Annotated in this window: 13 protein-coding genes; 1 reads left to right on the forward strand and 12 read right to left on the reverse strand. The window is 62.1% G+C overall.

Annotated elements, in window-relative coordinates; all coding sequences use genetic code 11:
• Positions 1 to 4 precede the first annotated feature (4 nt).
• The 8 genes from HJB82_RS16585 to HJB82_RS16620 form a co-directional block, all read right to left on the reverse strand.
• Positions 5 to 1,108: an imelysin family protein gene (locus HJB82_RS16585; protein WP_221140695.1), complete on the reverse strand. Its 1,104-nt coding sequence runs from the start codon at positions 1,106 to 1,108 to the stop codon at positions 5 to 7.
• Positions 1,108 to 2,646 (reverse strand): di-heme oxidoredictase family protein, encoded by a 1,539-nt coding sequence (locus HJB82_RS16590; RefSeq protein ID WP_221140696.1) that lies wholly within the window; start codon positions 2,644 to 2,646, stop codon positions 1,108 to 1,110. The genes HJB82_RS16585 and HJB82_RS16590 overlap by 1 nt, the downstream gene beginning before the upstream one ends.
• Positions 2,647 to 2,692: 46 nt before the next feature.
• Positions 2,693 to 3,967 carry an imelysin family protein gene (locus HJB82_RS16595; RefSeq protein ID WP_207582576.1) on the reverse strand — a complete coding sequence of 425 codons (1,275 nt, stop codon included), beginning with the start codon at positions 3,965 to 3,967 and terminating at the stop codon, positions 2,693 to 2,695.
• Positions 3,968 to 4,233: 266 nt separating this feature from the next.
• Positions 4,234 to 5,523 carry an RsmB/NOP family class I SAM-dependent RNA methyltransferase gene (locus tag HJB82_RS16600; protein ID WP_207582577.1) on the reverse strand — a complete coding sequence of 430 codons (1,290 nt, stop codon included), beginning with the start codon at positions 5,521 to 5,523 and terminating at the stop codon, positions 4,234 to 4,236.
• Positions 5,524 to 5,676: 153 nt separating this feature from the next.
• A complete protein-coding gene (locus HJB82_RS16605) occupies positions 5,677 to 6,039 on the reverse strand; it encodes a septal ring lytic transglycosylase RlpA family protein (protein WP_221116681.1) in 363 nt (120 codons plus the stop codon).
• A 407-nt stretch (positions 6,040 to 6,446) separates the two neighbouring features.
• Positions 6,447 to 7,316 carry an SDR family oxidoreductase gene (locus tag HJB82_RS16610; RefSeq protein ID WP_221132395.1) on the reverse strand — a complete coding sequence of 290 codons (870 nt, stop codon included), beginning with the start codon at positions 7,314 to 7,316 and terminating at the stop codon, positions 6,447 to 6,449.
• A complete protein-coding gene (gene queG / locus HJB82_RS16615; RefSeq protein ID WP_221132396.1) occupies positions 7,316 to 8,473 on the reverse strand; it encodes a tRNA epoxyqueuosine(34) reductase QueG in 1,158 nt (385 codons plus the stop codon). The genes HJB82_RS16610 and queG overlap by 1 nt, the downstream gene beginning before the upstream one ends.
• A 12-nt stretch (positions 8,474 to 8,485) precedes the next feature.
• A complete protein-coding gene (locus tag HJB82_RS16620; protein ID WP_207582581.1) occupies positions 8,486 to 9,178 on the reverse strand; it encodes a glutathione S-transferase family protein in 693 nt (230 codons plus the stop codon).
• A gap of 247 nt (positions 9,179 to 9,425) precedes the next feature.
• Between HJB82_RS16620 and HJB82_RS16625 the strand changes: the two genes are divergently transcribed.
• A complete protein-coding gene (locus tag HJB82_RS16625; RefSeq protein WP_207582582.1) occupies positions 9,426 to 10,223 on the forward strand; it encodes an undecaprenyl-diphosphate phosphatase in 798 nt (265 codons plus the stop codon).
• 680 nt (positions 10,224 to 10,903) lie between these two features.
• Here the strand turns inward: HJB82_RS16625 and HJB82_RS16630 are convergent.
• The 4 genes from HJB82_RS16630 to HJB82_RS16645 all read right to left on the reverse strand — a co-directional run bounded on the left by HJB82_RS16630 (position 10,904) and on the right by HJB82_RS16645 (position 13,607).
• The gene (locus HJB82_RS16630) at positions 10,904 to 11,884 is read right to left on the reverse strand and encodes a complex I NDUFA9 subunit family protein (RefSeq protein ID WP_221116685.1); all 981 of its coding nucleotides are present in this window, start codon (positions 11,882 to 11,884) and stop codon (positions 10,904 to 10,906) included.
• Positions 11,885 to 11,995: 111 nt separating this feature from the next.
• Positions 11,996 to 12,283: a DUF1330 domain-containing protein gene (locus tag HJB82_RS16635; protein ID WP_221116686.1), complete on the reverse strand. Its 288-nt coding sequence runs from the start codon at positions 12,281 to 12,283 to the stop codon at positions 11,996 to 11,998.
• Positions 12,284 to 12,311: 28 nt separating this feature from the next.
• Positions 12,312 to 13,019, reverse strand: a complete 708-nt coding sequence (gene pyrF / locus HJB82_RS16640; protein WP_221116687.1) for an orotidine-5'-phosphate decarboxylase — start codon at positions 13,017 to 13,019, stop codon at positions 12,312 to 12,314.
• A gap of 6 nt (positions 13,020 to 13,025) precedes the next feature.
• Positions 13,026 to 13,607, reverse strand: a complete 582-nt coding sequence (locus HJB82_RS16645; RefSeq protein ID WP_221116688.1) for a histidine phosphatase family protein — start codon at positions 13,605 to 13,607, stop codon at positions 13,026 to 13,028.

Genomic DNA, 13,607 nt, shown 5'->3' on the forward strand with positions numbered 1-13,607 from the left:
TGGTTCAGTCCCCGTCCGAAAAGGAAAAGCCGGCCGAAAGGCCGATGGCGGCGCCATATTCGTCGCTGATCCGGGTGATCAGATCGCGGCTCTCGGCCAGCAGCGTATCGAGCTTGGCCTTCTCCGCATCGCTTAAGGCGGCATCGATGTCGGGATTGAGTTTCGGCACGCTGTCGAGCAGCGATTTGAAATCCTCGTCGATTGAGGCGGCGATCGGCTGTTTGTCCGGCGGCAGAAGTTCGGCCATGCCGGCCTTCTGCCAGAGCGTGCGCAGTCCCTCCAGATTGGCGGCCATCGATTTCCAGGTGTTTTTCGAGCGCCAGTAGATCGCCATGCGCGGGCGCGGTGCGGTGTCCTTGCCCTTGTAGAACTGTTCGAGCCGCTGGTCGCGGACATTCTCCGCGCCGTGGACGAGAATGCCGAGCAGCGCGGTCACCGCTTCCTTGTTGTCCATGAAATCGTTGCTCTGCGGGCCTGGATGTTTCCAGCTCGCCTGCACGCCGTCGGGCTTTTCCCAGGCGGCGACGACTTCGCCGGCCTCACGCTGGATGTTTCCGGCAACCGCCTGGCCGTAAAGGCAGCGGAAGCCGCCCTTCTGCTTGACGAGATCGTCGGCGCCATTGCCGTAAAGCACGTATTCCAGCGCCGTCAGGCCCTGCAGCGCAACGCTCTTGCCGGCGATCGCATCGACCGCCGCATCCTTCGGATCGGCCTTGGCGATCAGCGCCTGCACCTGCTTCAGGCCGACGCCCTTGCGGTCGGGGTAAAACAGGATGTGCTCGAAGAGATTGTCCTGGATGACAGGCCCGGTCTGGACGATCTCGATGATCGACCAGTAGCGGATGGTGTCGTCAAATGTGGATTTGGCCTTGTCGAGCTTCTGCTGCGTGCCGTCGTCGCAGAGATCCTTCATCGCCGTCGTCAGCCGGGCGGCCGATTGCTGCATGTTGCGATAACCGGGGCGGATGACTTCGTCGACGGCGCGCTGCATGACCGACGGAACGGCATCCTCGTTCAGCCCTGCCGGAGGGGTGGCGGCGGTCTGGGCGACCGCCGATGTGGCCAGGCCGATCAGAGTGAGGCAGAGCAGGGGGTGCCAAAGGCGCATCAAAGTGACTCCAGGAATGTAATCAGGGCCGCCCTGTCGTCTTTTGACCGGGAGGAGAAAGCGTTGCGGGCCTTTTCAGCTTCGCCGCCATGCCAGAGGATCGCCTCGGTGAGATCCCTCGCACGGCCGTCATGCAGGAAAAAGCTGTGTCCGCTGACCGTCCGGGTCAGTCCTATACCCCATAGCGGTGGTGTGCGCCATTCACGTCCGCTTGCAAGACCGACCTGCTGCCCGTCGGCAAGCCCGTCGCCCATATCGTGCAGAAGAAAGTCGGAATAGGGCCAGATCAGCTGGAAGGATTGCGCCTTGTCGGGCGAATCCCTGCGGGTGACGAATTTCGGCACATGGCAGGAAATGCAGCCGCTGTCGTAGAAGATCCGCTTGCCCTTCAGCGTCTCGGGAAAGCTCGCCTTGCGGCGGGCCGGAACGGCAAGGTTTTCGGAATAGAAGGTCACTAGGTCGAGAATGGGATCCGGTGCCTCTTGCGCCCCCAGCCGTTTCTGTACGCCGGTCGGCATATCAAGGCATTTCTCTTCCGCCTTGGTGCAATCGCCCTGCGCATTCGGCTGATCGGATGTCGAGATGCCGATATCGCTGGCAAAGGCATCGGCACTCTGGTCGCGCACCGTGGCGTTCTGCGCCTTCCAGCCGAACCGGCCGAGTGTAACCTCGCCGCTGCGGTGGTCGCGCACCATCGCCGCCTTGCCGGAGATGCCGTCGCCATCGGCATCGTCTGGGTCGGCATGGGCAAGGATATCGGCCTCGGGAATCGCCTCGATCAGCCCAAGGCCGATCATGGCCGAGGCGACACGCGGCGAAATTGTCGTCGCCTGATCGAGCGATCCATAGGCAAGGTTCGTCACCGCATAATGCGGCCGGCGCAGCGATACGGTCTCGCCATCGCCGAGCGTCACCTTCTCTTCATCATAGTTGATTGCCATCCGGCCTTCGGCAGCAAGGCCGGGAACGGCAAAGTCCTGCAGCTGATGGCCATAAACCGGATCGGGGAAGTTGACGACGTCAGCTCCCGCGATCGCCTTTTCCTCGTCCGGCGTTGCGGCTGCTCGCGAAAGCCGCAGCAGCATCGAGACAGCACTTGGGCCACCCTCCGGCGGTTTGCCGCGGCCGTCATTGACATGGCAACTGATGCAGGAGCGGGCGTTGAAAAGCGGCCCAAGGCCATCGGAGGCCTGCGTCGAGGAGGGAGCGGAAACCCAGAGCTTGCGGAAGAGCGAATTGCCGAGCCTGAAATTCTGCTCTTCCTCGAAGGGGATGTTGGCCGAAATATGCGAGAAGCTGTCTTCGGTGACCGGGTCGATCGAAGTCGTAGCACCCGCCTGCATCGCTTCGTATTGCTCGGCCTTCGAAAAATCCTTGGTCGGCCGCGTCACGTCGGTGACGCGCTTGAGATCGGCTTCGGAAAGGTCGATGCGTTTCGCCGGCAGATCGAAACCGGCGGCAAGTGCTGCGGAAAAACCGGCAAGCGTGGCGCAGAGCACTGCGCTGGCGATCAATCGGCGGGCCGGGGCATGCGACATTTCAGGGTTCGGGCCGCTCCGTTATCGAAGCGGCCCGCCTTTTTGCTTATTTGAAGACGGCGTTAGGATTATCCAAGCTGTCGGAACCTTCAAGCTGAACCGTGCCGAGATCGAGTGCGGCAATAACGCGCTGCACCGATTTCGTCTGGTCGATCAGCCCGGCGATGGCGGCCTGGACGACGGCATTGCCTTCCTTGTTGCCCTCACCGATCATCTGGTCGTATTTCTCGACCGTCTCGCCGCGCTTTGCCATGGCATTCATCGCATCGAGCGTCTTGTTGAGCTTGTCTTCCATCTCGGCGTCGAGCGCCTTGTCCTTGGCGGCCACTAGATCGTGCAGCGATGGACCGCTGAGCTTGGTGCCGTCGACCCGGGTATAGTTGCCGGTATAGGCGGCGGCGATGCCGATCGCGTCGTTCAGATGCGAGTTGTAGGTATTGTCCGAGAAGCAATCATGCTCTTCTTCCGGATCGTGCAGCAGCAGGCCGAGTTTCATGCGCTCGCCGGCCAGCTCGCCGTAGGAAAGCGAACCCATGCCCGTCAGGATCGCGACGAGACCGGCCTTCGGGTCGGCTTCGACATTCTTCGTCGCAGCGCCGTCCGCCTTCCAGTTGTCGGTCATTTCCTGCAGGTCGGACACCAGCAGGGTGGAGGCGGATTTCAGATATTCGGCGCGGCGGTCGCAATTGCCGTGCGTGCAGTTCTTCAGGTCGTAATCCGTTGCCGGGCGGTTGCCCGCGCCAGGTCCCGTGCCGTTCAGATCCTGGCCCCAGAGCAGGAATTCGATGGCGTGGTAGCCGGTCGCGACATTGGCATCGATGCCGCCGGCCCCGGCGAGCGTGCCGGAGAGGAATTCCGGCGTCAGCTTGGAAGCGTCGACATCCTTGCCGTCGATCTTGATCGTCTTGTTAGCAATGACATTTGCCACATAGAGCGAATTTTCGTCGCTCTCGCTGCCATAGGAGGGATCGACATAATCGATCAGGCCTTCATCGAGCGGCCATGAGTTGACCTCGCCTTCCCAGTCGTCGACAATCGGATTGCCGAAGCGATAGACTTCCGTCTGCTGATAGGGAACGCGCGCCTTGATCCAGGCGTCCCGGGCTCCCTTCAGCGTCGCGTCGGTCGGCGCCTTCAGGAAAGCGTCGATTGCGGTATCGAGCGCCTTTGCCGTCGTCAGCGAGTCTTCGTATTTCGCATGTCCGACGTCGGCATAGTGTTTGACCACGGCGGCAGCATCGGTCTCGGCATGGGCGGGCAGGGCGAGCAGGGCGGCGGGGGCAATCGCCAGCACGGCTGCGCGGAATGTGTTGAGCTTCATGATCCTCTCCTGTGACGGATATTCCGTCTAGCGCATCGGCCCGAAAATCGGCATCGATTTTCGGAAAGCACGATGCGCCGATTCAAACTGTTACAGCGTCCTTTGCGCGTCTGATAAGACGCGCGGCGCTATAATCGGGCTCCGTCTCTTCGCCCAAAAGCAAACTTGTGTCAAACACTCTAGTTTGGAATGATTGTAAGATTGGATAGCCGCCGCAGGCACGCTCTTCCAAGCGCATCTGCTTGAAAAAGCGGCAGCAACCGCCCTCAGCCCTTCCGCTGCATGCGGCAGAAGAAGAAGCCGTCCGTATCGGTGGAGGCGGGCGTCAGCGTCACCGTCAGGCCGTCGGAAGAGTGCGGACGTGAGACGTCTTTCCCGAAGAGCGCATCCCAGGCGGGCAGGGCGCTGACGATCTGGAAATCAGGATGGCCAGCCGTAAAGCGGCGCACCTGTTCCTCGTTTTCCTGGGGCAGCACCGAGCAGGTGACGTAGATCAGCTCGCCGCCTGGCTTGACGAAGCCACTTGCCTGCGTCAGCGCATCCTGCTGCTGGGCGGTGCGTTCGTCGAGGTTCTTTGCCGTCAGCCGCCATTTCGTATCGGGGCGGCGGCGCCATGTGCCGGTGCCGGTGCACGGCGCGTCGACCAGCACCTTGTCGCAGCGCCCGGCAAGGCTGGAAAGCGCCCTAGCGTCGTCATGCACCTGGACATTGCGCGTGCCCGCCCGCTTCAGCCGCTCGATGATCGGCGCCAGCCGTTTGCGGTCGGCGTCATAGGCGTGAACCTGCCCCTTGTTCTGCATGGCGGCCGCCATGGCGAGCGTCTTGCCGCCGCCGCCGGCGCAATAGTCGAGAACCTGGTCGCCCTCATGGGCAAGCACCAGGTCGGCGACGATCTGCGATCCTTCGTCCTGAACTTCGAACCAGCCCTTTTGGAACGAAAGCTCGGCTGTCACGTTGGGTAGACGCGAAGCGCCTTCGCCGGCGGCAATCCGGATGCCGTAGCGAGCGATCTTCGCCGCCTGCGCGCCGGCTCGTTCGAGCGCCTTGACGGCCTTGTCGCGGGAGGACTTCAGGATGTTGGCGCGCAGATCGAGCGTCGGGCGGGCGGCAAGCGCCTGTGCCTCGGCGAGCCAGCTGGCGCCGAAGGCTTGTTCGAAGGAGGATTGGACCCATTCGGGGATATCACCGCGGATATGCGGCGGCGCATCGTCGAGCGAGCGGCTGGCAAATGCCGCAGCGGCATCGGCGTTCAGCGGCGCCGGCGCAAATTTGTCGTCCGCCAGTTCGGCGGCAAGGCTGTCGGGTGTGAAACCCCATTGGCGGAACATGACGGCATGGGCAATGGCTGCAGCGCTGTCGTCATCCATCAGCCAGGCATGGGAAAGCCGCATGCGCAGGGCGTCATAGACGATGTTGCCGATTGCGGCACGATCGCCGGAGCCGGCGAAACGATGCGCGAGGCCCCAGTCCTTCAGCGCGTCGGCGACGGGCCGCTTGCGGGCATCGATATCCGCGAGCACAGAAATCGCCCCTTCGAGGCGGCCGCCCAGACGCATTCAAAGTCTCCTAATTGCCATGGCCTGCGACCGATCCGCACGGGCGCGACAGGCGCGGGGCGGAATGTTCACAAGTCTCAACCGCGTGGTAACCGCGATTGACGGCAAGAGCAAGCGCCGCTGACGGCGCAGCTGGTTGTCCGGCAGTACGCCTTAGCTGATTACCTGGTAGCAGACCTTCGCCGTGCCGGAGCTCACCATGCCGATATTCTGGGCGGCGGCGCGGGACAGGTCGAGCACCCGGCCGCGGATGAACGGACCGCGATCGTTAATGCGAACGACGACGGTGCGGCCATTGTTGCGGTTGGTGACCTTCACCTTGGTGCCGAACGCAAGCGAACGATGTGCGGCAGTCAAGACGGCAGGGTTCATACGTTCCCCGGAAGCAGTTTTGGAGTGAAGTGCGTACCATGAAGCACCGCCGCAACCATCTCCAGCAAAACTCTCCGCCGGAAGCACGGAAGAGCAGGCTGCAATAGTTACGGCAGCGATAATAGAACGACGTATTTTCTTCAAAACAGAGTATCCCTCAACTATTGAACGCAACGCCTCAACAGGCGGCGGGGCTTAAATCTGTGAAAAAGTGGCGAAAAAGTGCCGCGGTTGATCACGGAATATTACAATCTGTAACATTCGTGAGCGCGACGGGGGAATTTCGGAAACGGGCGGCGATCACTGCGACAGAAAAAACACAATGAAATCAGTTAAAATCCGAACGAATTTTTCAGAAGAATGGTTAACATCCCGGCGTTCACAAAAATCGCAAAAATTTTTTTCCGACTTTGCCATATTTGCTGCCACATTTGCGCAAATTTAAAGGCCGTTAACTATAATAAAGGGCGAAAATCGTCCCGCCAAATGCGGAAAGTAGGAATTTCCTACTCATTTTGGGCGATGACGTCGGTCACATCGAGCAGCCGGTTCTAACCCCGCCAACGTCCGTCCTGCCACAATTGCGCAAGCGACATCGGATAGTTCGGGAAGGAGAATTCGAAGCCGGCGGCCTTCAGTTTCGCATTCGAAACCCGTTTGTTCTCGCCGTAGAAGGAGCGCGCCATCGGTGACAGTTCGGCGGTTTCGAAGGCCTGCTCCGGTGGCGGTGCGACGCCCATCAGCCGCGCCGCCTCGACGATCACATCCTGCGGCGGGCCGGGCCGGTCATCGGTGACATTATAGATGCCGCCGAGGCCACCATCCGACAGGAAGCGGGCCGCCGCACCGATATCCTCGACGCGGATACGGTTGAACACCTGGTCCTTCTTGATCAGCCGTCGGGCCGTGCCCTTGTCCAGATTGCAGAAGGCATTGCGTCCCGGCCCATAGATGCCGGCAAGCCGGAGCACCGCCGCCGGCACGCCGCGCTCCCGGCCCATCGCCAGCCAGCCCTCTTCCGCCTCGAGCCGCTCCTTCGACCGCCCGGAAACCGGAACACACGGAGTGTCCTCGTTGATCCAGGCGCCCTTGTGATCGCCATAGACGCCGACCGTGGAGAGATAGCCGATCCATTCGAGCCTGGGCGGCAGGCTTGCGCCGCCTTCGCCGAGCAGCCGCAGCAGCGGGTCACCCTTCCCCGGCGCGATCGACTGCACGAGATGGGTGACGCTCTCCAGGGCTCGGCGCAACTGGTCGTCCAGGGTCTCGCCATCGAAAAGGAAGGCTTCGACGCCGTTTTGCCGGAGCGCCTCCACCTTGTCGGCCGAGCGCGTGGTGCCGGAAATGCGCACGCCGTTGCGGGCGAAGGCCTTGGCGATCGCCGTGCCGGAATAACCGCAGCCAAAGATCATCACATGCATCAGCTCACTCCCGCCAGCCGCCATTCGTTCAGCACGTCGTCGTCACTCTCGTCTGCCCTTCGTGCGGCAAAACCCGTAAATTCGCCAGCCTCCATCAGCCGCGACAGCGCCCAGACCGCCATCCCGCGCACCACCGGCGAGGCATCGTCGGCGAGTAAACGACATTGCCCGACCAGCGCCGTCTCGCCGGAATTGCCGGCGGCGATCAGCACATTGCGGATAAAGCGGTCGCGGCCGATCCGCTTCACCGGCGAGCCGCTGAAGAAGATGCGGAAGCCGGCATCGTCGAGCGTCAGCAGAAAGGCGATCGTCGGCTCGCGCAGATCTTCCCGTGCCTTCAGCTTCATCTCGGAAGCGGAGCTTGCGAACTTGTTCCAGGGGCAGGCGGCCAGACAGTCGTCGCAGCCATAGATGCGATTGCCGATCAGCGGCCGCAGATCGGGGTCGATCGGCCCCTTGTGCTCGATGGTGAGATAGGAGATGCAGCGCCGCGCATCGATCTGGTAAGGCGCCGGGAAGGCGGCCGTCGGGCAGACGTCGAGACAAGCGCGGCAGGAGCCGCAATGATCGGTCTCCGCAGCATCGACGGCAAGATCCGCCGTGGTGAACATCGTGCCGAGAAACAGCCACGAACCGTGTATGCGGCTGACGAGGTTGGTGTGTTTGCCCTGCCAGCCGAGGCCGGCTGCCGCCGCCAGCGGCTTTTCCATCACAGGCGCGGTATCGACGAACACCTTCACATCGGCGCCGGCGCGTGCCGCAAAGCGCGTGGCGATCTCCTTCAGCCGGCCCTTGATGATGTCGTGATAATCGCGGTTGCGCGCATAGACGGAGATCGCCGCTCTGTCCGGCTTGTCGAGAATGCCGCGCGGATCTTCCTCCGGGGTGTAATTGAGGCCGAAGACGACGACGGAGCGCACCTCGCTCCAGAGTGTCAGCGGATCGCCGCGCCGTTCGCGCGTCTCCGCCATCCACGCCATCGTTCCGTGCCACCCGGCATCGATGAACTCGCCAAGGCGCTCCTTCGCTTGCGGGATCGCGTCGGGCCGCGTGATGCGACAGAGATCGAAGCCCTTGGCGGCGGATTCCGCCCGCACCAACGCGGTCAAATTGTCGCGGCGGCGGCGCTCTTTGTCATCTCTATCAGCTTCGGGCATGAAGAGCCCTCGTCAGAAATCCAGGTCGGCATAGTGCGAAACCGGCGTCAGCCCGCGCACCCGTTCGGTCAGCATCGGCCGGAAGGAGGGACGCGACTTCAGCCGCTGGTACCAGTCCTTGACGAGGGGCGCATCCGCCCAGTCGATCTCGCCGAGATAGTCGAGGATCGAAATCGAGGCCGCGGCGGCAAGGTCGGCATAACTCATCCGCTCGCCAGCCAGCCACTGGCGCGAGCCGGCAAGCCAGGTGAGATAGCGCATATGCTGGCGAATATTCGCGCGGGCCGTGCGCAAAACCTTCGAATCTGGCGCTCCGCCGCCCTGATCGGCGGTCATCTGCAACTTGTAGACACGCTCGCGAGCGAGCGGCTTGGTCACGTCGTTTTCCATCTTCTGCATGAACCATTCGCTCAGCCGGCGGATTTCCGCCCGCTGGAACGGGTCCTCGGCGAGCAGCCGCCGATCGCGTTTCAACACGCCGTGCGTCTCGTCCAGGTACTCGGAAATGACGGTCGCGCCGCAGAGCGCCCGCATGCTGTCGTCGACATAGACCGGCAGCGTGCCGGCCGGGTTGAGCGCCAGGAAATCCCGGCGCTTCTCCCATGTCTGCTCCTCGATCAGATCGGCCTGATAGCCGTATTCGGCCAGGATCAGCCGGACGAAGCGGGATGCGGATGACATGGGATGATGATAAAGCGTGGGCATCGATACTCGGGCTTTATGATTGCTGTTACAGGACTGTGTGGCAGCTCGGTTATAGCGCCCTAGTCATGACTCATTGGTTGAAGCTATAGGAGTTTGGCCCGGCCAATACAAGCGAATCGGCTTTCACGCCAACTGACGAAAGACAAAACACGCTTCTTGCGTATGAGGATAGCGGCCGCGCCTGATCGGCTGAAGCTAGGCTCAAGCGCGGCTCAAGTCTGACCGACCTTTAAACCGGAGACAATTTATGGACTATATCAATGCTGCCATTCTCGGTGTCATCGAGGGGATCACCGAGTTTCTGCCGATCTCGAGCACCGGCCATCTCATCATTGCGGAGCAATGGCTCGGCCACCGGTCGGACATGTTCAACATCGTCATTCAGGCGGGTGCTATCCTCGCCGTCACCATCATTTATTGGCGTCGCCTGCTGGATCTGCTGCTGGGCTGGCGGGTGCCGGAGAACCGCGATTACGCCGCCAAGCTGATCGCCGCCTTCCTCATCACCGCAATTCTCGGACTTATCGTCAAGAAGCTCGGCTTTGAACTGCCGGAGACCGCAACGCCGATCGCCTGGGCGCTTATCATCGGCGGTATCTGGATGATCTTCGCCGAATGGGCCGCGGCGCGCAAAGCCCCCCATAAGGAGATCACCTGGCTTGTCGCCATCCTGGTCGGCATCGCCCAGATCGTTGCGGGCGTCTTCCCGGGAACCTCGCGCTCCGGCGCCACGATTTTCGTCGCCATGCTGGCCGGCACCGGCAACCGCGCCGCTGCGACCGAATTCGCCTTTCTCGTCGGTATCCCCACCATGTATGCCGCGAGCGGCTATGAATTGCTGAAGACTTTCAAGGATGGCGGCGCGGCAAACGAAGACTGGACGGCGCTCGGCATCGCCTTCGTTGTTTCCACGGTCGTCGCATTCGTCGCCGTCAAATGGCTGCTGGCCTATATCAGAAGCAACCGCTTCACGCTGTTTGCCGTCTACCGCATCATTCTCGGTGTCTTGCTGCTTGGCATGGCGGCAACCGGCCTGATCGCCTGAGACATTCCTAAAAACGCATTGCATTCGCGCGATCTCCAGGCGCGAATGCAAATGCCCCGGCGCGCTTGGCCATCAAGCCCCCGATTTCCGGAAGCAGCCGATTTTTCAGATAGCAATGTTGAAAGAGTAGACGCCCGCTGCTTTTAAAGCCGGCAAGACCGAGCGTTTATTGGGAACGTCCTGCTTCAGACGCTCCGGCCGCTGCTTGTCTTTGTGAGGCCGGCATCGAGGCGCGGCCTTTTCGTCAATGGCTGATCGAAGCCGTCGAGCAAGGATCGACGCCGTAGGCCGGCGAGCAATCACCCTTTATCGCCGCGACAGAACCTGGCGCCACAAAGGAGCCTGCCAGGATAATTAGCGCCGCACACGCAAAAAGGAGCGCGATTGACTTGCCCATCGAGAATTGCCTTTCACAGTGATTGCCGTACGCGATCCCAGGCGTTGAGTCCGTCGGAAGACGCGCGGGTTTGGTAGTCAGTGGAATGGCAAATAGCAATAAACGTTCCTGCTAAATTTGGCGTTAATTCCACAAAATTCCCGATGCGTCTTTTATGCAACTGCACTTGGTATGGCCGGCACAACACCATTTCAAACTTGTGCCAGCTTTGCTTGAGCCGGCAAAGCAAAACGCCGTCCGCGTCATGCGCGAACGGCGTCGTTCCGAAGATTCAAAAAATTGGTCAGGCGGCCTTGCCGGTGCCCGTGTACTGGCCATGCGGCCGATAATGCACGAGATAGGAGTCGAGCACCGACGCTGCCATGGTCGGCGTGATGCCGAGGCCCTGCAGGGTGCGGCCTTCCGCCTCGGCTGCTGCGGAGACGATGTTGTCGTATCTCAGCATGCGAACCTGATCCGGGGTGATCGGCGGCGTCACGAAGGGGATCAGCGAAGCGATGCTGCCGATCAGCGAAGCGACGCTGAAGGGCAGGGAGACCAGCGGGTTCTTGCGGCACGTCACCTTCAGCATTGTCTCGAGACATTCGCGGAAGCTCAAGACCTCAGGCCCGCCAAGCTCATAGATCTTGCCGCCTGCGACCTTGCCATCGACGGCGCGGGCAACGGCCTCGGCGATATCCTCGACATAGACCGGCTGGAATTTCGTCTTGCCGCCGCCGACCAAGGGCAGGACGGGCGACATGCGGGCCATATCGGCAAACTTGTTGAAGAAGCTGTCCTCCGGTCCGAAGACGATCGACGGACGCAAGATCACCGCATCGGGCTTGATGGAGAGGATTGCGGTTTCGGCACGGCCCTTGGTGCGGCCATAACCTGAATCCGAATTCACATTGGCGCCGATCGCCGAAATATGGGTCAGCGTGGCGCCTGCGCCGCGCGCCGCTTCGGCAACCGCGCGGGCGCCGAATTCCTGCACGGCGTCGAAGGTGTTGCGGCCGGTCTCGTGCAGAATGCCGACGCAATTGACGACGTGGCTCGCACCGTCGACGGCGCGGTCGATCGAGCTGCGATAGCGAAGGTTCGCCTGTACGAAGGAGATCTGGCCGACATTGCCGAGCGGCTGCAGGAAATTGGCGAGATCGGGACGGCGCACGGCGACGCGGATATTATAACCGCGCTTGGCGAGTGCCCGGACCACGTGCCTGCCCACAAAGCCGGACCCTCCGAATACGGTGACGAGCGGCGGCAGGTTGGCAAGGGTCATGGCAGGCTCCTCGAAAGGCTTGGCGGGATGCTGTATCGGCTCCGTCTTAGCCCAATCCCGGCGCGACGGGAAGGCCTATCGCGCCCTCAGTTTTTGCGGATTCGAGCCGGGTCAGACGCCCTCGACGACGACCATTTCCGCATCCGCCACTTCCTGACGGATTTTCGCGGCGATCTGGTATTCCGGCGAATTATAGCAGTCGACCGCATGCTGCAGCGAGGGGAATTCGATCACCACGTTGCGCACCCGCGCCTTGCCCTCGAGTTCGGTGAAGGCGCCGCCGCGCGCCAGGAAATTCGCGCCGTATTTTTCGAAGGCCGGCTTGGCCGCCGCCACGTAATCCATGTAGCGCTCGGCATCGCGAACATCGACGCGGGCGATCCAGTATCCCTTGGCCATGATCTTCTCCCTTTTGTGTTGGGTTCTGTCAGCGGTTTGCCGGCCAGAGCGCGCCGACCATTTCGTTGAGGACGGCGCGGGCCGCTTGCCGGGGATCGGGCGCCTTGACGATCGGCCGGGCAACGACGAGATGCGTCGCCCCCGCCTTCAGCGCGTCGAACGGCGTCATCACCCGCTTCTGGTCGCCATGGTCGCTGCCGGTCGGTCGAATGCCGGGGGTGACGATTGCCATGTCGGGCCCGACGATCTCGCGCACCTCGGCCGCCTCCGCCGCTGAGCAGACGATGCCGCCCATGCCGGCAACTCGCGCCTGTCCGGCGCGGCGCAGCACCAGGCTGTGCGGATCTTGGCTATAGCCGGCATCGGCAAGGTCGTCGGCATCCATCGAGGTCAGCACGGTGACGCCGAGCAGGCAGAGGCTGGAACCGGCCGCTGCCTCGACTGCCGCCTTCATCGCCTTCGGATAGGCGTGCAGCGTCAGCATCGACATGCCCATCTTGGCGATGTTCTCGACGCCTGACGCAACCGTGTTGTCGATGTCGAGCAGCTTCATGTCGAGAAAGACCTTCTTGCCGCTTGCGGCAAGGTCGCGGGCAAATTCGAGGCCGCCGGCAAAGACCAGCTGATAGCCGATCTTATAGAAGACAATGTCGTCGCCGAGCGTTGAAACCAGTCTTTCCGCCTCGTCGATCGTTGGAACATCCAGGCCGACGATCAACCGCTCGCGTGCGTCCATCTGAAGTCACCCCTGCCAGTCTTCGATGGGTGTCCAGTCGCATGATAGGAGCCGATCCGCAAGGCCGAAAGCATAGAGATTGCCACCGCCGCCCGGCTGGTCGCGGTCGCGGCCGATCGGCTTGCCCGCCAGATGGCATTTGAGCAGCGTGCCGACGCCGCCATGGCCGACGAAGGCGATCGGCGCTGTCGCATCATGTGTGGCAAGAACGCTCTTCACCGCCTCGACGATGCGGCGCTGCGCATCGACGGCGCGTTCCCAGCCTTTGAAGCTCTCTTCCGGATGGGCGAAGAACCAGTTGGCCGCCTCTTCGAATTGCGGCGGCGGTAGGAAGCCGGTGGCCGAACGGTCGTTCTCGTGCATGCCGTGGACGATCTCGATCGTCACGCCGGCGGCTTCTGCCAGAATTTCGGCTGTCTCGATCGCCTTCGTCTCGTCGCTGGAGACGATGCGCCGCAACTGCCGCGCCCAGATGCTCTCCGCTGCCTTGCGGGCGCGCACCGCGCCGACATCGGAAAGCCCCCATTTCGGCACCGGCACGTTGGCGTCGATCCGGACCTGCGGATGGGTGATGTAGAGCCCGAACAT

The sequence above is a fragment of the Rhizobium sp. NZLR10 genome, from assembly GCF_019685125.1.
GTDB lineage: Bacteria > Pseudomonadota > Alphaproteobacteria > Rhizobiales > Rhizobiaceae > Rhizobium.